Here is a 22,917-nt window from a genome sequence, read left to right as displayed (position 1 = left end):
TTGTCCACCCCTTTGTTCTATTTTTCGATTTGATTTTTCTTAACGATTTTAGCTTTTACCTGTCTTTTACGAACTTGTACTAATAACTCTCTACCCATTTCAAATGCGTCTCTATTGATAATAGCTAATGCAATTGATTTATCAGATGAAGGAGATTTTGTTCCTGAAGTTACTTCTCCAATTTGATTACCATCTAAGTCTAGTACTTCATAGCCAGTTCTAGCGATACCTTTATCTAAAAGTTCTAAACCAACCGTTCTTCTAGATGATCCATTTTCCTTTTGGTCTTTTAAAACAGATTTACCAATAAAGTCTTCTTCAATTAATGGTTTTGCAGCAAATGCGATACCACCTTCATATGGTGTAATTGATTCTGTTAAATCTTGACCATGTAAAGGAAGACCTGCTTCTAATCTTAGAGTATCTCTAGCTCCTAGACCACATGGTGTTACGTCATATTCTAGTAATCCTTCCCAGATAGCTACTGTATCATTGGCATCACAATAAATTTCAAAGCCATCTTCGCCAGTGTAACCAGATTGAGAAAGAATAACATTTTTATTGAATAATTGAACATCTTTTTTAAATTCAAACATTCCCATTTCAGAAATATCAATATCTACTAATTTTTGCATTAAGTCTCTAGCTTTAGGACCTTGAAGTGCTAATTGGCCATATTGTTCAGATACATTTTTAACTTCAACATCAAAAGATTTAGCATGTTTTTCAATCCATTTAAAGTCTTTATCAGTATTGGCAGCATTAACCACTAATAAATAGTTATCATCTGCTAGTTTATATGTAACCAAGTCGTCAATAATGCCACCTTCTTCATTACATAATGCAGTATATAGTGCTTTAGAATCTGTTAAATTATTAGTGTCATTGGATAAAATATATTGTACGAAAGATTTCGCATCATTACCTTGAATTTGAATTTCTCCCATATGACTTACATCGAACAATCCAATTTCATATCTAACTGCGTTGTGTTCTTCCTTGATACTTGAGAATTGAACAGGCATTGCCCATCCACCAAATTCTACAATTTTAGCACCACTGTCTACGTAATTTTGATATAATGGCGTCTTTTTTAACTCACTTGTCATTTGAAAACCCCCTATATTTATTTAAAAACAGGATAGCAAAAGCTTGCTACCCTGTTTAAATATTTTTTCCAGGAACGCGTTACAGTATTATCCTTTTGCCTGAGAGTTTCGTAATAAAATTACTTGCACCTTCGGCGATAAAAAGTTATCTTTTTATGCTCTCTAATACTGATCAATCGCTACTTAATAAAGTTGTTATTTCTTGATAAATTTCAGATACATTTTGGTTACTATTCACTTTCATGAATGCGATTTCATTATATCTTGAAATCCTTGATAAATACAAGTTTTTTAGTTGTTCTAGGGACTTATTATTCGCATTAGGGCGATGAGGATCATTCACTATTCTATTAAAGACAATCTCTATATCACAATCTAACCATATGACTTGTTTCTGATTTTTTAATAGATCCAATGAAGCAGAATTTTCAATTATTCCACCGCCAGTAGATATGATATCAAATTGATTGATACATTCACTTAAATATTTAAATTCTAATTTTCTAAAGTAAGATTCTCCTCTTTCCTTAAATATTTGAGGAATAGTTATATTTTCTCTTTTTTCAATATAGTCATCTAAATCTACATAGCTTAGATGTAATTGATTCATCAAATATTGACCTACTGTTGTTTTACCGGTTCCCATGAACCCTATTAGAATGATTGGTATTTCTAGATTTTTCAACAACATCAACCTCTATAAGCTTATTAACGATAACTTCTTTATATATTTTTTCTAAGTTATGTGTTGTCTTTAATTTTAAACTATATTGAGTTATATAAAAAGATATAATTGTTAAATATATAGAAAAAATAATCATCAAGAATGGACTGATAAATGCTTTTTGTTTATAAATATAATGTTTTGAATTGAGAATAATTCGTATTTCCTACCTTCAGAATGATTTTGGTGATATTATTGTTCGTCTTTATAATTTTAACCATACTTACTTGGTTCAGCAATGTAATGTTGCCTTTACCATTTATTTGTTTATATATTTTATTGTTTTTGAAAATATATTCTATATTCTTCTCTTTATTGATTAAGTGTAAGGTATGTCTTTCTTTAATGATGGGGTTAATTGCACCTTCTTTTTGTTCTTTTAAAAAGTCACTATGAAAAAATTCATATTCTATTGAACTATTTTCTAAAGCTATTTGTTTATATTGACCAATCATTTTGATAGTTAATGGTACGGAAGTTAGTAGAATTGTAGTTATCATTAATGAAAAAATCATTTCAATAAATGTAAAACTTGGTAGTTTATTTTTTAATACAATAGCGCTTTTTATTTTGGTTGTTTGTGGTACAAATTTCCTCATTAGATAATTTAATTGTAAAATCATCTATATTAACCCCTTGCTTCAAATGATTTAAATCAAATTTATTTAAGCTTACAATGATTATTTTTTGCATCTCGATATTATCTATCTGATTTTGATAATTAATCAGTAAATGATTAATCATTTCAATAAATGTTAAGGTGATTAAGCTCATGATAAAAAATGCAAATAAGCTATCCTGCATTAAACTGCCCTTTAATTTATAATTTGGTATACCTTATTCGTCCTTTCTCAATATGAAATATAACTTTATATATTGAATGTTTCATTTTAATGTCTAGCGAACCAAAATGATTAATATTACCATTTTTATCAAAGGTAATTAGGTTTATTTTTGTTATTTTTACGATCTTTCCATCTCTTATTTTTATGTGATATTTATTACCGTGTTCTTCTATAACTTTAATGTTAGAAGACTGATTATAAAATATTAAAGTGATTGATTGTTTTTCGCCAATTGCTTTTGATTTTAAATAATTTATTTGAGTGATGAGTTGATTGATATTCATGTCATCATTGCTCTTTGATATCGTTAATAGATTTTTACTACTTATAGTACATACCAATAAAATCGACAAAATAAATAACACCATTAACATTTCTATAAAATTGTATGCTTTAATTTGCAATTGCTTCGCCATTACTTATTGAAATTGTTTCACCTGTTTTACAACTTCTTTGATTCTCTTTAATATATCCTTCTGTAATTAAATCCTGTATAGTATTAGGATTTCTATTATGTTTTAGTGTATAAGCTTCAATTTGGCTATTTATCATTTTAACTTGTGCATCGCAACCGGTTGATTGTATATGAGCCGTTTGTTTGGCAATGTTAGGAATAATTAAAATAAGTAATAAACTTATTATTAATAATACTAATAGCATCTCGATTAAGGTGAAAGCTTTAGTTTTAAGTGAGTAGTCGTTTTTTTTCATTATTTCACACCTCTAATTTATTGATTGCAACATATCGAACATTGGTAGCATGATAGATAAATATAAAGAAACAATAAATATACCTAACATTAGAAATATTATGGGTTGGATGAATTTGATATGTCGCTTTGCCAATATTTCAAATTGATGTACTAGTATTTGACTATACAGTGTTAATTCAATATCAAGTTTTCCACTCTTTTCACCTTGTTCTATGAACTTGATCAAATCATTTTCGTAGCATCTTAATTGCTTTAAAATATTAGGAAGTTTTTCACCTTGATTGGACTGCTTTAAAATTATTTCGCCTAAATATTTGTGGAATTGATTACTATTCGGTTGTTGAAAGATTTCTACGATGAGCTGTAGATTAATTCCATTACGATAAAAATGAGCAAGTTCAGTAGATAATTGATATGTCTTTAAAATTTTATAGTAGCTTTTTATTATAGGTAGATTGCTCATTAAATGAATTTGTTTTATTATTGGCATTTTTCTATAACTAATATGAAAGATGATAAAAATAACTAAAATAAAACAACTGAGAAATAAAATGAAATAAGGAAGTCCTGAAATAAATGAGGAAAGTACTAATTGGAGTGATGATAATTCAATATTCATTGTTTGATAAAGATCTTTGAATTGAGGTATTACTGTAATATTTAAGATTAGTAAGATAAGAAAAAATATAAATATTAATACGACGGGGTACTGAATTGTTTTAATGACACTTTGTTTAACTTGAATTTGCTTTTTTAAAAAAAGGATTGATTCATTTAGTGTTGCCTCTAAATTTCCAAATTTTTCAGCAAGATATATTTGAGTAATGATATCATTAGCATAATCTAAATATTGAAATATTTCATAGCAGTGCGCACCATTTTCTATTTTAGCCATAAGTTCCATTTGAGTTTTAGTGCCTTTATATTTAAAATGCAAGTTCAAAAATTTAAAAGATTCGTATAATGTGAATCCATTTGTTAATAATTGATATAATCGTTGCATTAAATCTAACTGTTCGCCTTTAGTTAAACATTTACGCCTTGATTGATTAAATATATTTATCAGCAATTGTTTCACATATAATACCCTCTTTAGTCATATCATCGAGTTTTGAAGATAAACGTTTAAATGATCTAGGCATTGTTTGATTATGTTCAAAAAAGTAATTGATTTGATTTTTAAACATAAGTTCACATACTAATTGGCGTTGTTGACTAGATGTGGTTATTAATCGTTGGTTAGATATTAAATTGATAGCTTGTGATAGTTCTTGAATCGTAATACCCATTTCTAATAATCTCAATAACGCCCCCTTACAATCATTAGCATGTAATGTACTTAATACTAAATGGCCACTCAAGCTAGCTTGAAATACATACTTTGCTATTTCTGCATCTCTGATTTCTCCAATTAAAATGACATCTGGGTCACATCGAAGTATTGCTTTAAATGAACTTGCATAAGTGATACCAGCCTTAGTATTTACTGAGATTTGAGTAATGCCTTTTAAAATTTGTTCTACAGGATCTTCTATAGATATCACATTAAGATTCAGTTCTTTTTGAGCATACATAACCATTTGATACATGAGTGTGCTTTTACCAGAACCAGTAGGTCCTGTAAAAAGTAGTAATCCTTGTTTCTTATTCATTAAATGTTTAAAATCATTAAATTCATATGTTTCCTTTTTATTTTGAAAATATTGAGGAACGATTCTAATTACACAACTTTCACTGCCGATTGATAATGGGAGAGTTGAAATACGTAAGTAATAAACTGACCTTAATTTATAGGTGTAACGCCCACTTTGAGCAATTTGCTGTGTCGACACATCCAATCCTGCTTGAAATTTCATAAAAACGAGTAGTTTACGGTAACCCCCTATATCAAGTGTTTCGTAGGGTGTTAAAGTATCATTCACTCTGAATTTTATATGAACATAATGTTCCATTGGAATAAAATGTACGTCACTTGCTTTATATACTATGGCTTTATTAATTATCTCTTGAAATAATATTTTCAAAAAAACACCTCCTACATTTATTAACGTAAGAGGTGTTAAATTTACTTTAGCCATTTAAAAATGGATTCAATTGTTCATCGTCGACTGTAGTATAAGGTCCATGACCTGGGAATAATGGTAAATCACCTTCTAATTCAAATAATTTATCTTTGATAGAATCAACAAGTGTTTCATAATCACCTTTATATAAATCAGTTCTACCAATACCATTATTAAATAAAGTATCACCTACAACTGCAAATTCATCAAATACAAATGATAAACTTCCTGGTGAATGTCCCGGAGTATGCAATACATTAAATGTAAAATCCCCAATTTGTGCTGGGCCTTCATTAAGGGCTTCAGGTTTAGCTTGACTAATTACTTGTGGCATACCATATTGTTTAAATTTTGATGCACCATTTTTTTCAGGATCATTTAAGAAGTCAAACTCTTCTTTATGCATATATACTGGTACGTTGTATTTGTTTATAATATCGTCTAAAGCACCAATATGATCATAATGTGCATGAGTAAGTATGATTGCTTCTAAAGGTTTATTGATTTGATTTAATTTTTTAACAATTTTATCTGTTTCACTAGATGGATCCACAAGTAATACCTTTTTGTCATTTTCTATAAAGTACGTATTAGTATCTACTAACCCCAAAGTTAAACTAGAGATTCTCATAATTTACTCCCCACCATTATCTAAATGTTTTTGTACAGATTTTAACTTATCATTCATTTTTCTTGATTTATCTCTGCGATCGTCAATTCTGATATTCGTACAAACTCTATCTAAACCTTTATCAAATGGTAATTCATGAATCGCTTGTACTACTTCAAATAAATCTTTTAAATCGCCTTCGATAAGTGTGTTCATAGGTGTTAATTGGTAATCTATTTTGCCTTGTTCTTTATATTCTTTTAATTTTGTTTGAATCTCAGCAATGTACTTACTAACACTTGGTCCCTCAGTACCTACTGGAATGACTACAACGTCAACAATTGCCATTATTTCACATCCTCTTTATCTAAAATGTATGTTTTAATTAAGCCAGCTGCGCCAGTGATACCTGCATTATTTCCTAACTCTGCTTGAACAATTTCAGTATCTTGTTGTGCAGGTGTAAATGTTAAGTTTCTATATTCAGTTTTGATATTTTCTACTAAGATTAAGCCTGCTGTAGACATGCCGCCACCTAAAACAATGTATTTCGGATTACTAGTAACACTTAAAATACTACATAAGTATGCAATATAATTAGCTACTTTTTCAGTAATGAAAATACAGAATTGGTCTCCTTCTTTAGCTGCGTCAAATACTGCTTTAGCTGTTACTTTATTATCCTTAATGAGTTGTAGGATTGATGATTTAAAAGTTAATTTTGGATAATAGAAATTAACTAGATTAACAACGCCTGTAGCTGAGGCAACTGTTTCTATACAACCGGATTTACCACAATTACATTTGAATCGTTGATCAAAGTCAGCTCTGAAGTGTCCTATTTCAGCACCAGAACCATTATGACCATGTACCAACTCTCCATTAGAAATAATTCCTCCACCAAGGCCTGTACCTAATGTGATTGTAACAACATCATCAGCACCTTTACCTGCACCTTTATGCTTTTCACCTAATGCTGCAACGTTAGCGTCGTTATCTACGTAAACTGGACAATCTATGAAACTTTGATAAATTTCAGTTACGTTTACGCTATCTTCCCAGTGTAAATTTACCGCACCATTGACAACACCAGTTTCAAAGTCAACTGGGCCAGGGACACCGATTCCCACACCAATCACATTTGACATTTCATAACCTAGTTCAGCTACCTTTTCTTTAAAAGATTCATGTATATTTTTTAAAAGTAATTTTCCTGTATGATCAGTTGTATCTGTATGGATTGACCATTTTTCAATACGGTCGAGATTAGTATTAAATATACCTAATTTACAAGTAGTCCCACCAATATCTGCAGCTAAAATAATTTTCGTCATTTATGTTCATTCCTTCTTTGGTTTATTATCATTATACATTTAAGATATTCATCTTTTGTTAATAACTCAAAATGGTATAAAGATTTGATTTCTTGTAACATCATTTCATACATATCTTGTGGATCTTTGAAATAGATGATATATCCATATTTTTTTAATAACTGTAAAACATCATAGAAATTATTAAGTTTACGAGTCACTTTTTTTACTCAACTCTTTTTCTAAATTTTTATATTGAGAATTATTAGGATTAGCTTTTACTGCTTTCTTAATATATTTTATAGCCTTATCATTATCTTTTAATGAACGATTGGCAATTGCCATTTCATAATTTAATATACCGGAATTAGGAAAGTATCTTAATCCGCGTTCCCAGTCTGCCATAGCCTCAGCTTTAGAACTTTTAGTAGCAGTGATTAATCCACTTAAGTAATATGTTTGATCATCTGCATAATCTTTTTTAATAGATTGGTTAACAATTTTTTTGGCTTCATCATAATGCCCCGATAACATTTGATCACGTATTAATTTGTCATAGATATTATCTTCTTTAATACTAAATATTCTAATTTGCATTGCCACAAAAAGAACTAGTAAAGTAATCAATAATATCCAAAATATATTACGGTTTACGTTGAAATAATAGCCAATTAAAGTGATTAGTAGTCCACCAACAAATCCACCTAAGTGAGCCATGACATTAATATTTGACATGAATAATGATAGACCAATCAAAATGACTAAAGCAATTAATAATTGACCAATTACTTTTTTATCAAATGTTTTACTTAAATATAAAATGGCAAAAATCGAACCTATTAGTCCGAAAATTGCGCCACTAGCACCAACAGAAATCATTGTTGTATTAAAAGACAATGATACGAAATTACCGAAAATGCCAGCAAATAAATAAATAGCTAACATCTTCCAGGATCCTAACACTGATTCTACTATTTTACCAAAAATGTAAAGTGATAACATATTCATCAAAATATGTTCAAAATTATAGTGTAGAAACATTGATGTGACTAATCGATACCATTCACCATGAACTACATTAAAATGTACTAAGCCACCTACATCTAGTAATTTTATATCAGAAAAGCGGTTGAAATAAAGTATCATACATAACCATAAGGCAACATTCGATATAATTAATATATATGTAATGGGTGAAAAACGTTGCATATGTTTATCTAAAATATTGTTTGAGAGTACTTTATTTCTATATGAGACTGACGTTTTTTTAGAATCATTACGCTTAAATAATTTAGTTAAAATAACATTTGGCAATACACGTTCTAAATCTCTATCCTCTTTAATAATCTTAAATTTTAACTTTAAAGGATATGTTTCGTCTAATGAATCTGTTGTTAACGTTTTGTCTGTAAAATAATAAAATTGAAATGATGTAGGTTTATATCCAACAAGCACCTCAATCTGTTCTTGATTTTCAATAATTTTACTTTTATCAAAACGTATTTCTTGTGTTGAGGTAACATAATTTGAAAATATGACTATACTCTTCTTTTTTTTATTACTTAACCATATTTCTTGATCATCTTTTTCTCTACTTATAACATCATAATTTAAATATCTAATCCAGTAATAAATGGTTTTCCAAAATTGCTTTTTTATGTTCATTTTTGCCTCCACTTGTGGCCATTATAAATAATTAACTCATCTACAGGTTGATCGTGTTCATCTGGTTTAAAATCAATTAATTGAAAATCATATAATAAGCTAATTGTATTCGGTTTAAATTTAGAAAGAAAACGATCATAGAAACCGCCCCCGTATCCTATTCTGTATCCATCGCTTTTAAATCCGACACCAGGGACGACAACTAAATCTAATTGATTTGATGTATTAGTATTTGATATAGAATGATAGATACCTTTTTCATCACGTTCTATTTCATTCAAATCTAGTAGTTGTTTAAAAGTCATGATTTTGGATTTGTAGTCTACTTCAGGAACAAATATTTTTTTATGATCTTTCAGTGATTGTTGAATGATTTTATATGTATTCACTTCATGTGGTAAGGATAGTACTATACCAATCGATGTTGCCTCTTGATATGATTGAGATTTAAAAAACTGATTAGCTAACCAATCATCAGCAATATCTTTTTCAGTATTAGAATGTTTTTTCATTGTGGTTAAAATAGACGATCTTATCTCTTTTTTATTCATTTTTTCACCTACTTTTACTATCCCATATTATAACGTTTATGTAATTTTATGTCATTAAGTTGAATCGTATAATAGTAATTACAATTATTATATTGAAACTATTGTTCAAAATTCTGTAGAATGATTGTCAAAATTAAAATCATGTTTAAGAATCGATTTAAAAAATAAAAGACGGAATCTAAATTTAGATTTCCGTCTTTTTGTATTGAATATTTGTTTAGTTAAATAATTTAATTATTTAGTTTCACGGTGTAAAGTTTGTTTATTATCACGTGCACAGTATTTTTTCATTTCAATACGTTCTGGGTTTGTTCTTTTGTTTTTTGTAGAGATGTAGTTTCTTTCACCACATTCTGTACAAGCTAATGTAACGTTAACGCGCATGATTATTCCTCCTTACCTTTTCTAAATACGACCTTTACATTATACCAATTAGTTGATTAAATGCAAAGTAAATTTTAAGAATCAATAGTAATACTTTTGAAATTATTACTAAATAGAATTAAATGTAACGACTATTTTTCTGTACTATCACCATTTTTATCTTTATCTTTAAAGTAATAATTAATGACATCTCTTCCTAAATCTCCACCATTTAACCAAGGTGGCGGTACAGGTTGATTCGTATATACGATTGAGAAAGCCAGTTTTGGATCTTTAATTGGTGCATAACCAACATACGTTGAATTTACTCTTGGTTCTCCATCTTGGAAGACCTCTGCCGTTCCTGTCTTACCTGCTGATGGTACTACGGTATCTTTGAAACTAGCATATCCTGTTCCATCTTTTTCATTAAAGGCCATTTTAAAGCCATCTTGAACTTCATCAATTTCTTTTTGAGAATTATTGACTTTATTTAATACATTTCCTTTAACTTTTCGTTTTACTGGACCTAATTCATCTTTATTTGTTGCATCATGTATAGATAGTCCAATATGAGGCTGAATTCTATAGCCATTATTAGCAATAGTTGAAACATATTGTGATAGTTGTAAAGGTGTATACGTATCATATTGACCAATTGATAGGTCTAGGTAATTCCCTGGATTATTTGTTAATGGTTCAATTTGACCATTTGTTTCATTTGGTAAATCGATACCTGTTTTAACACCTAGTCCAACTTGATTTAACCCTTTACGAAGTTTTTGACCTGCCATTGAGATATCACTTGGTAATGGCATACCTGAATAATATGGATCTCCTGCTAATTTCAACGCTGTTTTAAACATATAAACGTTAGATGAATGCATTAACGCTTCTTTATCGTTAATAGTTACACGTCCGTCTTTGTTAAAGTAAGAACGTTTTGTTAATCCACCTTGGAATTTTAATGGTTCATCGACCATTTGTGCTCCAACTTTAATAGCATTATTTTGATAACCAGCAAGTAACGTTCCGCCTTTAACAGAGGAACCTACAGCAAATTGTGCTGTGAAGTTTCCGATATCATAATCCGTTAATTTACCATTTTTACTAATTTGTTTGCCTGCCATAGCTAATATATCCCCATTTTTAGGGTCTTGAACAACAATCATTGCATTGTCCATGTCTTTAGCACCTTGACTACGCAATTTTGCAATTTGTTTATCTAAAAGAGACTCAACTTTTTTCTGTAAGTCAATATCAATTGTTAATTGTAAATCATGACCTCTTGAACCTGGATTAATGACTTCAGAATTGATGACTTTACCAGATTTATCTGTTGTATACTTCATTTGTTTCTTTTTACCACGAAGTACATCTTCATATTGATATTCTAGGTATGATTTACCTACTCGGTCATTTCGTGAATAACCTTTAGATAAATATTGCTCAGTTAGTTCTTTTGGTAAACCTTCTGTTGACGTAGAAACATCACCAAATATACCTCTAAGTGTGTCTTTATAAGGATATTTTCTATCCCAATCCATAGATGTATTAACACCTGGTAGTTTAGATAATTGTTGTGACACTGCTGCATATTCTTTTTCTGTAACATCTTCATTTTTAATTATTTGAGGGTCTAATGTACTACCCGCATTCATTTCACGGTAAATAGCTAATATTTGTAAATCTTTTTTTGATAATTCACTTAATTGCTTTTTACCAATTTTTTTTCGTTGTTGTTCATCATATTGTTCCTGAGAAATGCTGCCATCTTCTAACATAGACTGCTCTTTTTTCATTAAGTCTTTCGCTTTTTGGGGATGTAAAGTAACCCAAAAATCTTTTTTATCTCTATCAGTAATTTTGTCTGTATCCATATTAATTAATGAAGATAACTTTTTAGCGGTTTCGAGCATCTCTTTTTGTGATGTTTTACGCCCTCTTGTATATGTAATAGCCATCTTAGATGCATTGTCTACTAAGACCTTACCATTACGGTCTACAATGCGTCCTCTAGGTACAGATTCATTCACGGTAATATTTTCATCATTTTTAATTAATTGTTTATAATGTGAACCTTGTGCAATCTGTAGATAACCAAGTCTTAATACCATAATTGCAAAAATAAACACAACTAATCCAAAGATAAAATTAATTCTTCGATTCATGGTGTTTCTTACTTTTTCATCATTTGATTTTTCCTTTAATCTTTTAAGCAAAACAACCTACCTCTATTCAAAGTATCTCTTTAAAATGATATATGAAAATCAAAAATTTTTCTATCATTTTGATAAAAAAAGAGTCTGGAAAACTATTAAAGTTCCAGACTCGATAAAATACTGTTAAATTATTTAGCAGCGTTGTATAATTCGTCAACTTTTTCCCAGTTAACAACATTCCAGAAAGCACTGATATAATCTGGACGTTTGTTTTGATATTTAAGGTAATAAGCATGTTCCCAAACATCTAAGCCAAGGATAGGTGTTTTACCTTCAGTTAATGGGTTATCTTGGTTTGGAGTTGTAACGATTTCTAATTGACCATTATTAACAACTAACCAAGCCCAACCTGAGCCAAAGCGAGCTGCAGCTTTGTCAGCGAATTCTTTTTTGAATTCATCTAAAGAACCCCATTGTTCTTTAATTTTATCTACTACTTCACCTTTTTCTTCTGAATTAGGTGTTAATAATTCCCAGAATAATGAGTGGTTTAAGTGACCGCCACCGTTATTTCTAACTGCAGTTTGAATATCTGAAGGTACACTATCTAAGTTAGCTACAATTTCTTCAATTGATTTAGCTTCTAAGTCAGTACCTTCTACTGCTGCGTTTAATTTTGTTACATAAGTGTTGTGGTGTTTATCATGGTGAATCTCCATAGTTTCTTTATCGATGTGTGGTTCTAATGCGTCAAATGCATATGGTAATTTTGGTAATTCAAATGCCATAAATAATCATCCTCCTAAAATGTCTGTAATTTCATCATAACAAGCAGTCACATTTTCGACAATAAATGTGCTTACTTATGTGCTACTAATTATCTTTACAATTATTATATATCTCAAAATAGCTTTATTTAAACATTAAACCGGAATAAAACAGACATATTAATCTATTTCATACTAATGGAGTATACTTTTTGAGAAAATTTGTGTACTTTCACATTAAATAAAAAGGTGGAATCACTTAGACTTAACTCTTAAGCCCATTTGTCATTCCATCTTAAAATTAAGATATCATTTATTTAGCTATCTTTTGACATTTTTCACAAATACCATAAACTTCAAGTTTATGTGTATGAATATCGACATTCGGTAAATATTGTTTTACTTGATCAATTGGACAAAAGTCGATGACTTTTGTATCACCACATTTTTCACAGATAAAGTGATGATGGTGATGATTAGTACAAGCAATTCTAAACTTCATTTCGCCATCTAATTCAGTACTTTCAATAATGGCTAAATCTTTAAATAAATGAAGATTTCGATAAATAGTATCAAATGAAATACCTGGATAATCTTTATCCATTACTTGTTGTATATATTTAGCGTTAATGTATTTATCTTCTTTAACAAAAATATTGAGCATATCGTTACGTTTATCTGTATATTTCAAACCGTTTTCTTTTAAAATTTTAATTGCATCACTAGTATTCATATTTACGATCTCCCTTTTGTGACTTTGATTTTAATTTTTGATAAGTCATCGTTATCATTAGCATAATGACTAATAGTACTACAATCACGCCACCAGGCGAAATATTGATATAAAAAGCTACAACAAGTCCTAATATGACTGAAAGTTCACCAATAATAATACTTAGTACAATTAATTGTTTAAATCCTTTAGTCCAACGCATTGCAATTGCTACAGGTAATGTGATTAAAGCACTGACTAATAATATTCCAACTACTCTCATAGACGCAGAAATAACCATTGCAACTACGACAATAAATAAAAACTGGATCCATTTTGGAATACCTATCACTTTACTATATTCTTCATCGAAAGATAAAATAAATAATTCTTTGTAAAATAATGAAATAAATAATAATACTAAAATAGTAATGAAAATGATAGTTGTTAAATCACTTAAGTTTACTGCACTGATAGAGCCAAATAATAAGCCTACAATTTCTTGGTTAAATCCATCAGCCAATGAGATAAAAATAGCACTTAATGCGATACCTGCACTCATAATAATTGGAATTGCGATTTCCTGATAATTTGTATAAGATGTGCGCAATTTTTCAATTAATAATGCACCTATAATAGCAAATAATATACCAAACCACATTGGGTTAATTAAAGTTAATGCAGGTATTACTGTAATCACAAACATGCCAAATGATATTCCACCTAATGTAACATGGCTCAAAGCATCAGCAATTAGTGAAAGCCTTCGTACTACTATAAAAGCACCAATTAAAGGTGCAATAAAACCTATTAAGATACCACTAATTAAGGAGTATCTCATAAAATCAAAATTTAATAATGCATCTATCATGAGTTACACTCCTCAAAATTATTTCTGATTAGATATATAGATAGTAAAACTAATATTAATTACAACATTCTCTATTGTGTTGATGATCAACAAATTGAATAGGATGACCATATATTTTAGAAATTTCAACTTCGTCCAGAGATTTAAAATCTTCTGTTGTACCATGAAAATGCAAATGTTTATTTAAACATGCCACTTCAGTAGCTGTATCAGCAACTACACCAATATCATGAGTGACTAAAATTATAGTGATGCCTTCTTTTTTTAAGCGATCTAGTGTTTCATAAAACTCATTTACGTGTTTAGCATCAATTCCATTAGTAGGTTCATCCAAAACCAACACACTCGGATTAGAAATTAAAGCACGTGCAATGAGAACACGCTGTTGTTGACCACCTGATAGCTCTGCAATATTTTTATGAAGTAAATGTGAAATATTCAATCGTTCTAATACATGTTCAACTTGTTTTACATCATTTTGGTTAAAACGTTGGAAGAGTTTTTTTGTTTTAGTTAGCCCACTAAGAACCACTTCTTTAACGCTTGCTGGAAAACCGGCAGTAAATGAAGAAGCCTTTTGTGAAACATAACTAATTTTCAACGAAGATTTATTATTTTTTATTGGATGTCCATCAATAAAGATTTCTCCAGATTGTAAAGGTAATAAACCTAAAATGATTTTTAAAAGAGTGGATTTTCCGGCACCATTTGGGCCTACTATTGCTAAAAACTCGCCTTTATTAATTTTAATATTTATATTTTCAAGTACTTGTTTATGATCAAAATAATAATCAATGTTTTTGAGTTCAAATACTGGTGTTGTCATTTTTTCACCTCATTTTATACTATACATCTTGATATACCTAATGTAAATAGTAATGTTTACGACTAAACTGGCGCTACAGAATAATCTGTAACGCCAGTTTAGATATTTATTGATTTAAAATTTTATCTTTTAAATTTGGATCAAATGTTTGTGATTTTAACATTTCAATTTCATGTTTATATGGAGGCTTTTTATTTTTTTTATCTTCACCAACATATGGTGTTTCTAAAATTTTAGGTATATCTTTAAATGTATCATGATGTACTACATAATTGAGTGCATCAAAGCCGATGTGACCAAATCCGATATTCTCATGTCTATCTTTATGAGCACCCTGTTCGTTTTTACTATCATTGACGTGAACAACTTTTATTCTATCTACACCAATAATTTTGTCAAATTCATTTAATACCCCATCAAAATCTTCTTTAATGTTATAGCCAGCGTCATGAGTATGACAAGTATCAAAGCAAATTGATAAACGTTCATTATGTGTTACGCCATCAATAATTTGTGCAATTTCTTCGAATGTACGACCTACTTCTGACCCTTTCCCAGCCATTGTTTCTAATGCAATTCTCACATTATTGTCATTTGTTAATACTTCATTTAATCCATCTATAATTTTTTTAATACCTACATCTGCACCAGCACCCACGTGTGACCCTGGGTGTAAGACGATATCTTTAGCTCCTATAGCTTGGGTACGTTCGATTTCATTTTGTAAAAAGTTAACGCCTAATTCGAAAACTTCTGGTTTAGTGGTATTTGCAATGTTAATAATATAAGGCGCATGAACAACGATATTAGATAATCCATATTTTTCCATTGCTTCATGACCTTTAGTGATATTTAAATCTTCAATGCTTTTTCGTCGTGTATTTTGAGGTGCACCTGTGTAAATCATAAATGTAGATTCACCGAATTTGTGTGCTTCTTCTGCAGATCCTTCTAACATTTTTTTACCACTCATTGATACATGTGATCCAAGTAACATTTACTTCACCTATCCTTTTCTACTCTTTCTATTTTGACGGTTTTGACGTTTACTAAATTGTTTACGTTCTTGTCGCTTCATTCTTTCAACTTCTTGTTTAAATTTCTTTTTATAACCTGGTTTAACTTTGCGTTTTGTTTTACTACGTACTTTATTTTTAACCTCATTTGTTAGATGGTCGTCTTTATGTTGTCTAGTACGTCTAGTATTGTGTGCTTTGATAGGCGTAAGCTCATCGTTCTTAATATCCACATTTTCAAAGACATAACCTCTATCTTCAATTGCAGAAATATTATCCTCTTCATCTGGACTATATAATGTGATTGCAACACCACGATAGTTTCCTCGACCAGTTCGACCTACTCTATGAGTAAAGAAATCGATATCATTTGGTACATCGAAATTGATGACATGACTTACACCCTCAATATCGATACCTCTTGATGCTAAATCACTTGCAATCACAAATTGGAAGTCAAGATTTCTAATACGTTTCATTTGTTGCTTACGTTCACGAGGTGTTAATCCACCATGAATCATACCTACTTTGATACCGGCCTCATTGAGTGTACGTGCTAATTCATCGGCGCTATCTCTACTATTACAGAAAATGATACATAAATAAGGGTTTAATATATCAATTAATTTAAGTGTTTTTTCAACTTTTGCAGTTCCTTTAGTAGGAATTAAATAAAATTCGATATTCTTTTTATTTTGTGATTGGTTATCTACTTCTACAAAATCAGGTTGTTCTAAATATTTATTTAAAAATGGCTGTAAAGATTTAGGAATTGTTGCACTGAATACAGCTATATTTGAATGTTCTTCTAATCGTGATGCGATATAGTCTACATCTTCTATTAATCCTAAATCTATCATTAAATCAGCTTCATCTATGATTAAATATGAGGCTAAATGTGTGTGTAAATGCCCACTTTTAGATAAATCATTGATTCTTGTTGGTGTACCAATGACTAATTGTGGTTGATGATTGCAACGTTGTCTGTCTTTTTCAATATCTGTACCACCGATAAATAATTTGGCATTGACACCTTCTTTAAAACTACTTAAATGGTTAGCTGCTTGATAAAGTTGTTGCGCTAGTTCTCTTGTAGGTGCAACAACGATTGCTTGAGGTTCATGAATTTCAGTATCAATTTCATTAACTAATGGTAATAAAAATGAATGGGATTTACCTGTACCTGTTTGTGATTGTCCAATGATGTTAGTTCCTTTTAATATTCTAGGAATAATTCTATTTTGAATTTCAGTTGGTTTCTCAAATCTTAAATCTTTTACAGCTTCGATCATACTAGAGTTTAAACCGAAGTGTTCAAATGGATGTTTTGCCATTGTATGGCCTCCTTATAAGTTCATCTTTACTATTATAAAGTAATTGATAGTGTTTTTAAATATAATTCACCTTTGATATCGGATATATTCGTTTAAATTAATGTTTATCAAAAATATAACGATATATTAAATATATGTGAATGGATCTGTGTTAATATCTGACGCTAGTATTTTGATATTACTTTCATTTTCTTCTACTAACCACTCTTCTAGTAATTGTTTTAATCCTTCCTTCATCACATATTCACTATAATGATTGATATCTAATAAGTTGACGCCCGCAATTTTGGCATCAAGTGCATCATGATGTTTAATATCGCCAGTAATAAATATGTCTGCACCTAATTGTGAAGCTTCATATTCAAATCCAATACCAGAACCACCAATCATTGCTACTTTATTAATCGTAGTATTTGAACAACCAACGTATCGGACACTAGGAATTTGTAATTGAGATTTAACATAAGAAACAAAATCATCTATATTCATTGGTTCGTTTAATTCTCCAATAATACCCAAACCAAATGAACCTTCTTTTGATAGTTCAATAAAATCATAAACTGGGGTTTCATAAGGATGATATTGGTGAATCGCTTTCTCAGTTAATTGTCGTTGTGAATATGAAATCATAAACTCTAATTTCACTTCATCTACGTATTCAACTTCACCGATTTCACCTAAATAAGGATTGGCATCATCTACAGGTTTAAATTGTCCTTGACCTTTACTTTCAAAGAAGCAGTATTCATAATTACCTTCTTTAGCTAATCCAATATCATTAAGTTGTTGTTTAAATGTTTCGACATGGCTTTCGGGGATAAAGGTTTGAACTTTGAAATATTTTTCAGGTTCTTTATTAATCAAGTTAGTATTTTTTAGGCCAATTTTAGTGGCTAACATAGCATTGACACCTCTAGGATTAACGTCTAGATTCGTATGCATTGCTATTAAATTGATATTATTTTGAATTAGTAATCTGATTATTTCACCATAGCCTTGATTAGTAATTGATTGAACACCTTTAAAAATTAATGGGTGGTGACTAATAATAGTATTGATATTTTTATCTATTGCTTGTTCTACGATTTCTAACGTACAATCCAAGGCTGTTAAAATCCCAGTAACTTCTTGTGATTCATCACCTATAAGTAGCCCAACGTTATCCCATGATTCTGCAGTGTTAAAAGGCACATGTTCATCTAACATTGCCATTAATTCGTTAATTTTCATTTTTTAAGCACCTCTTTAATCATTACTATTTCTGCTTCAATCTCTTGATATCGATGTTGATGAATGTCTGGATTAAGTTGTTGTTTTATCTTTTCTAACGCATGTAATTCTCTTTCCCATTTATTATAAAAACATTCATTTTTGTTTTCTAGTAATACTGGGCCAAATTTAAGTTCAAATTCAGTATAATGGCAGCTCTTTGATTGATATTCAGCTACAACTATTTCATAAATATGTCCTTTTTCTTCCATAATGCGTTCATCAATAATTTGATAGTTGATGTCTTGTAATAATGTTCTTAAACTTTGTGTTTGTATATTACTTTGGAGGATAAGTCTAGGTTTTGATTGAAGTTTTTGTTGTCCTTCTTTTAATATTTTAGCTATCAAAGGACCTCCCATGCCACAAATAGTAATATTGTCTAAATGTTCATGGCGATTTATTACCTCTAAACCATCTCCAAGTCGCACATCAATTTGGTTACTTAGTTCATATTCTTGGACATTATTTCTTGCAGCTTCATAAGGACCTTTAATAACTTCACCAGCGATTGCTTGCGATATTAAATTGGTTTGAATAGCGTAGATAGGTAAATAAGCATGATCTGAACCAATATCAGCAAGTGTCCCAGGTTTAATAAATTCTGATACAGTTCGTAATCTATGATTTATCGTAATCATTAAAATGGTCTCCCTTTTTTACAAGTATTTAAAATAATTGATTGTATGTATGATATCACTTATAAATGAAATAAAGGCTGGGACAACCATTATGCCCCAGCCTAAATATATTAATCCATAAAGTCTTTTAGACGTTTACTTCTACTTGGATGTCTTAATTTTCTTAATGCTTTTGCTTCGATTTGACGAATACGTTCTCTAGTTACACCAAATACTTTACCAACTTCTTCTAATGTTCTAGTTCTTCCATCATCAAGTCCAAATCTTAAACGAAGAACGTTTTCTTCACGGTCAGTTAAAGTATCTAAAACATCTTCAAGTTGTTCTTTTAGCAGTTCATAGGCAGCATGATCTGAAGGACTTTGTGCTTCTTGGTCTTCAATGAAGTCACCTAAGTGACTGTCATCTTCTTCGCCTATTGGCGTTTCTAATGAAACAGGTTCTTGTGCAATTTTAAGAATTTCTCTTACCTTTTCAGGAGGTAAATCCATTTCTTCACCAATCTCTTCAGGTGCTGGATCACGTCCTAAATCCTGTAATAACTGACGTTGAACACGGATTAATTTGTTGATTGTTTCAACCATGTGAACTGGTATACGAATTGTACGTGCTTGGTCAGCGATTGCACGTGTGATTGCTTGACGTATCCACCATGTTGCATAAGTAGAAAATTTAAATCCTTTATTGAAATCGAATTTTTCTACGGCTTTAATAAGACCCATGTTACCTTCTTGAATTAAATCAAGGAATAACATTCCTCTTCCGACATATCTTTTAGCGATACTTACAACCAAACGTAAATTGGCCTCTGCTAGTCTTGATTTGGCGATCTCATCACCTTGCTCAATTCTTTTAGCAAGTTCAATTTCTTCTTGGGCACTTAATAAATCCACACGACCAATTTCTTTTAGATACATACGCACAGGGTCGTTAATTTTAACGCCTGGAGGTGCACTTAAATCATTAGGATTTAATTTAGCATCTGTATCTGAATGGTCTTTTTCATTTACTAATGTGATATCATTATCATTTAATTGATCGAAGAAATCATCCATCATGTCAGAATCCATTTCGAAATTCTGTAATTTTTCAGCTATTTCTTCGTGACTTAAGTGACCTTCCTTTTTACCTTTTTCAATTAATTGTTTTTTAACATCTTCCAATGTTAAAGTCGGATCAATTGTTTGCTTTTTAATTTTAACTTTATCAGACATGAAAAGGCCTCCTGGTATTAATATAAACTTTCAATTTATTCATTTTTATTATGTGTGATTATTTCGTTTCAATTGATGACACGTATTATGATTAAAAATTCAATATATCATTTGTTATAAAAATAACGCGTTCATCATAACTTATTGTATAAGATGTGGCCTAATTATTTTTAATTTGAAACCAATCAAATAAGTTTGTATTCTAAACTCCCTGATATTTTAATGGTTAAGTCATATTATGACAATATTCGATATTACATATTTACCCATTGTATGAGTGTAATAACCATTATTGAATGCCTAAAGTATAACAATACCATAAATTTTTATAATATTACATTCTACTTTTGTTTTTATTTACTATTAATTGCAAGTAATACTTTTGAAGTTCAATATCCCCTATTCTCGTTGCTTCACGCAGTTTATGGTTTAGGGCTTCTAGTGAATCTTCATTTTTATTCTCATTCAATATGTTGATGTAATCTTCTAATTCATGTTCAAATGGTTCTTCATTTAAAACATATGAGTCTAAAGATATTAACGCTTCTCTCAAATCATCAGAATCAATGTATTGAATCATAGAACTGAGCTGATACATATCGTTATTCGAATAATAATCATGCAAAATATTAAATATACGCTTGAAATAGGCATTTGTAAAGTCATCTACTTCTATCTGTTGATGATAGTTTAGGAATGTATCTTTATCTTGCATGAAATGTTTTAAGAGTGCTCGTTCAGCTTTTTCGTGACGAGTCAACTGGTTAAATTGAATGACTTGTTGAGGTTGTCTTTCATATGCGTATGCATCATCTGGATACGAAGGGATATTGCCTAGAGATTGCTGACGTAATCCCACTTCATAGTCTAAAGTCTCAAAACTTACTTTAAACAATTCTGCAACGTCTTGCAATACTTTTTTCTGAAGTATGGGCGAAGTCATTGCAGCAATATCTTGAGTCACTTCTTTGAGATATTTTTCATATGCTAGATCATTATTTTGAATTTCATCTTTATGTGTATTGACTTTAAACATTACAAATGATTTTTTGTCTTTTTGTACAAAGTCTAGAAACGCATCATTACCATACTTTCTAACATATTCATCAGGGTCCATATCTGAAGGTAATTGCACAACGAATACATTTAACCCTTGTTCTAATAGCGTTTGACCAGTTTTTAAGGTTGCTTCTCTACCAGCAAAGTCGCCATCAAACATTAGTGTAATATTAGACGTTAATTTTTTAATAAAAGTAATATGTTCGCTTGAAAGTTGAGTACCCATACTAGCAACTACTGTTTTTAAACCAGCATGATCTGATTTTATAACATCCATAAAACCTTCAAGTAATATGATTTCGTCATTTTTTCTAATGCTTTTACGTGCTTTGTCGAGATTATATAACAATTTTCTTTTTTGGAATATAGGTGTTTCCGGGCTATTTAAATACTTAGGTTCTTGGTTGGTATACGTCCTTGCAGAATATCCAACAATTCGCCCTTGAGCATTTTTTAATGGGAACATAATTCTATCTCTAAAGCGATCATAATAACTAAAATTCTCTTCATTTCTAGATAAAAGTCCAGCTTCATATGCTAATTCAATATCATATCCTTTTTTCTCTAAGAAATCATGACAGAAATGTGATGAATTAGGTGCGTAACCTATCCCTCTTTCTTTGATCAGCTGTTCTGGGAAATCTCTTTCTTTTAAATAAGTAAGTGCCTTCTCACCTTCTACTGTTTTCATAAGTGCATAGTGATAATATTCTTGCATTAGCTCATGCATTTCAATCATTTGCAAATCTTCTGAAGCAATTTGAGTATTCGTATTCTGATATTGGCTATTTCCAACATCAACCGTAATATTAACACGTTCCCCTAGTTCTTTAACTGCTTCTGTAAATGAAACGTCCTTTATTTCTTGAGTAAATTGAAATACATTACCACCCTTTTTACATCCGAAGCAATGACATATTTGTTTATCTTCAGAAACTGTGAACGAAGGTGTTTTTTCATCATGAAAAGGACACAAACCTATATAATTGCGTCCTCTCTTTTCTAGCTTTACATATTCACTTACCAAGTCGAGTATATCTGTCTTATCTTTTATTTCATTTATAACTGATTGTTCTATACGCAAATTAGA

The 22,917-nt window shown here is 30.2% G+C and carries 25 protein-coding genes and 1 riboswitch; all 25 genes read right to left on the bottom strand.

Translation table 11 applies throughout. The features are described from left to right. Positions 1-17: 17 nt before the first annotated feature. Positions 18-1,109 carry a glycine cleavage system aminomethyltransferase GcvT gene (gcvT, locus tag JX000_RS06075; protein WP_002451895.1) on the bottom strand — a complete coding sequence of 364 codons (1,092 nt, stop codon included), beginning with the start codon at positions 1,107-1,109 and terminating at the stop codon, positions 18-20. A gap of 77 nt (positions 1,110-1,186) precedes the next feature. Beyond that, a riboswitch (glycine riboswitch) is annotated at positions 1,187-1,285 on the bottom strand. Next, entirely contained in the window at positions 1,282-1,800 is a 519-nt protein-coding gene (locus tag JX000_RS06070) for a shikimate kinase (RefSeq protein WP_037552472.1), read from the bottom strand. It overlaps the preceding riboswitch by 4 nt. Positions 1,801-1,958: 158 nt before the next feature. Beyond that, entirely contained in the window at positions 1,959-2,456 is a 498-nt protein-coding gene (locus tag JX000_RS06065) for a competence type IV pilus minor pilin ComGF (protein WP_049425449.1), read from the bottom strand. A gap of 197 nt (positions 2,457-2,653) precedes the next feature. Further along, positions 2,654-3,094: a competence type IV pilus minor pilin ComGD gene (gene comGD / locus JX000_RS06060; protein WP_049425186.1), complete on the bottom strand. Its 441-nt coding sequence runs from the start codon at positions 3,092-3,094 to the stop codon at positions 2,654-2,656. Next, a complete protein-coding gene (comGC, locus tag JX000_RS06055) occupies positions 3,072-3,389 on the bottom strand; it encodes a competence type IV pilus major pilin ComGC (protein ID WP_107533249.1) in 318 nt (105 codons plus the stop codon). Before comGC ends, comGD begins: the two co-directional genes overlap by 23 nt. A gap of 12 nt (positions 3,390-3,401) precedes the next feature. Next, entirely contained in the window at positions 3,402-4,469 is a 1,068-nt protein-coding gene (comGB, locus tag JX000_RS06050) for a competence type IV pilus assembly protein ComGB (RefSeq protein WP_124224714.1), read from the bottom strand. After that, positions 4,441-5,415 carry a competence type IV pilus ATPase ComGA gene (gene comGA, locus JX000_RS06045; protein ID WP_206140516.1) on the bottom strand — a complete coding sequence of 325 codons (975 nt, stop codon included), beginning with the start codon at positions 5,413-5,415 and terminating at the stop codon, positions 4,441-4,443. Before comGA ends, comGB begins: the two co-directional genes overlap by 29 nt. Positions 5,416-5,461: 46 nt before the next feature. Next, positions 5,462-6,085, bottom strand: coding sequence for an MBL fold metallo-hydrolase (locus JX000_RS06040; protein WP_049425182.1), 624 nt, complete (start codon positions 6,083-6,085; stop codon positions 5,462-5,464). 3 nt (positions 6,086-6,088) lie between these two features. Next, entirely contained in the window at positions 6,089-6,412 is a 324-nt protein-coding gene (locus JX000_RS06035; RefSeq protein WP_002451887.1) for an MTH1187 family thiamine-binding protein, read from the bottom strand. After that, positions 6,412-7,398, bottom strand: coding sequence for an ROK family glucokinase (locus JX000_RS06030; RefSeq protein WP_049425179.1), 987 nt, complete (start codon positions 7,396-7,398; stop codon positions 6,412-6,414). The genes JX000_RS06035 and JX000_RS06030 overlap by 1 nt, the downstream gene beginning before the upstream one ends. After that, on the bottom strand, positions 7,395-7,598 hold the full coding sequence (locus tag JX000_RS06025) for a YqgQ family protein (RefSeq protein ID WP_002451885.1): 204 nt from the start codon (positions 7,596-7,598) through the stop codon (positions 7,395-7,397). The genes JX000_RS06030 and JX000_RS06025 overlap by 4 nt, the downstream gene beginning before the upstream one ends. Beyond that, positions 7,588-9,042, bottom strand: a complete 1,455-nt coding sequence (locus tag JX000_RS06020) for a rhomboid family protein (protein ID WP_049425177.1) — start codon at positions 9,040-9,042, stop codon at positions 7,588-7,590. The genes JX000_RS06025 and JX000_RS06020 overlap by 11 nt, the downstream gene beginning before the upstream one ends. Further along, a complete protein-coding gene (locus JX000_RS06015) occupies positions 9,039-9,593 on the bottom strand; it encodes a 5-formyltetrahydrofolate cyclo-ligase (protein ID WP_049425175.1) in 555 nt (184 codons plus the stop codon). The genes JX000_RS06020 and JX000_RS06015 overlap by 4 nt, the downstream gene beginning before the upstream one ends. 234 nt (positions 9,594-9,827) lie before the next feature. After that, entirely contained in the window at positions 9,828-9,977 is a 150-nt protein-coding gene (gene rpmG / locus JX000_RS06010) for a 50S ribosomal protein L33 (RefSeq protein WP_002451882.1), read from the bottom strand. A 131-nt stretch (positions 9,978-10,108) separates the two neighbouring features. Further along, complete coding sequence (locus JX000_RS06005; protein ID WP_124228274.1) at positions 10,109-12,178, bottom strand: peptidoglycan D,D-transpeptidase FtsI family protein; 2,070 nt, start codon at positions 12,176-12,178, stop codon at positions 10,109-10,111. Between the two features lie 128 nt (positions 12,179-12,306). Beyond that, on the bottom strand, positions 12,307-12,906 hold the full coding sequence (locus JX000_RS06000) for a superoxide dismutase (RefSeq protein WP_002451880.1): 600 nt from the start codon (positions 12,904-12,906) through the stop codon (positions 12,307-12,309). Between the two features lie 292 nt (positions 12,907-13,198). After that, positions 13,199-13,618: a Fur family transcriptional regulator gene (locus tag JX000_RS05995; RefSeq protein WP_002451879.1), complete on the bottom strand. Its 420-nt coding sequence runs from the start codon at positions 13,616-13,618 to the stop codon at positions 13,199-13,201. Further along, positions 13,608-14,468 (bottom strand): metal ABC transporter permease, encoded by an 861-nt coding sequence (locus JX000_RS05990; RefSeq protein WP_049424366.1) that lies wholly within the window; start codon positions 14,466-14,468, stop codon positions 13,608-13,610. Before JX000_RS05990 ends, JX000_RS05995 begins: the two co-directional genes overlap by 11 nt. A 55-nt stretch (positions 14,469-14,523) precedes the next feature. Next, a complete protein-coding gene (locus tag JX000_RS05985) occupies positions 14,524-15,294 on the bottom strand; it encodes a metal ABC transporter ATP-binding protein (protein WP_049424362.1) in 771 nt (256 codons plus the stop codon). A 106-nt stretch (positions 15,295-15,400) separates the two neighbouring features. After that, positions 15,401-16,291, bottom strand: a complete 891-nt coding sequence (locus JX000_RS05980) for a deoxyribonuclease IV (RefSeq protein ID WP_049424360.1) — start codon at positions 16,289-16,291, stop codon at positions 15,401-15,403. A gap of 9 nt (positions 16,292-16,300) precedes the next feature. Further along, complete coding sequence (locus JX000_RS05975) at positions 16,301-17,644, bottom strand: DEAD/DEAH box helicase (RefSeq protein WP_124228272.1); 1,344 nt, start codon at positions 17,642-17,644, stop codon at positions 16,301-16,303. Positions 17,645-17,770: 126 nt separating this feature from the next. Further along, the gene (locus JX000_RS05970) at positions 17,771-18,874 is read right to left on the bottom strand and encodes a Nif3-like dinuclear metal center hexameric protein (RefSeq protein WP_049424355.1); all 1,104 of its coding nucleotides are present in this window, start codon (positions 18,872-18,874) and stop codon (positions 17,771-17,773) included. Next, positions 18,871-19,554, bottom strand: coding sequence for a tRNA (adenine(22)-N(1))-methyltransferase (locus tag JX000_RS05965; protein ID WP_049424352.1), 684 nt, complete (start codon positions 19,552-19,554; stop codon positions 18,871-18,873). The genes JX000_RS05970 and JX000_RS05965 overlap by 4 nt, the downstream gene beginning before the upstream one ends. 110 nt (positions 19,555-19,664) lie before the next feature. Further along, positions 19,665-20,768 (bottom strand): RNA polymerase sigma factor RpoD, encoded by a 1,104-nt coding sequence (gene rpoD, locus JX000_RS05960; protein WP_002451872.1) that lies wholly within the window; start codon positions 20,766-20,768, stop codon positions 19,665-19,667. 334 nt (positions 20,769-21,102) lie between these two features. Next, on the bottom strand, positions 21,103-22,911 hold the full coding sequence (dnaG, locus tag JX000_RS05955) for a DNA primase (protein WP_049424350.1): 1,809 nt from the start codon (positions 22,909-22,911) through the stop codon (positions 21,103-21,105). Positions 22,912-22,917 lie beyond the last annotated feature (6 nt).

Source organism: Staphylococcus sp. SB1-57 (assembly GCF_017086425.1).
GTDB classification, from domain to species: Bacteria; Bacillota; Bacilli; order Staphylococcales; family Staphylococcaceae; genus Staphylococcus; species Staphylococcus warneri_A.
The sequence above is the reverse complement of the archived record's forward strand: the minus strand, read 5'-3'. Positions and strand labels throughout refer to the sequence as shown.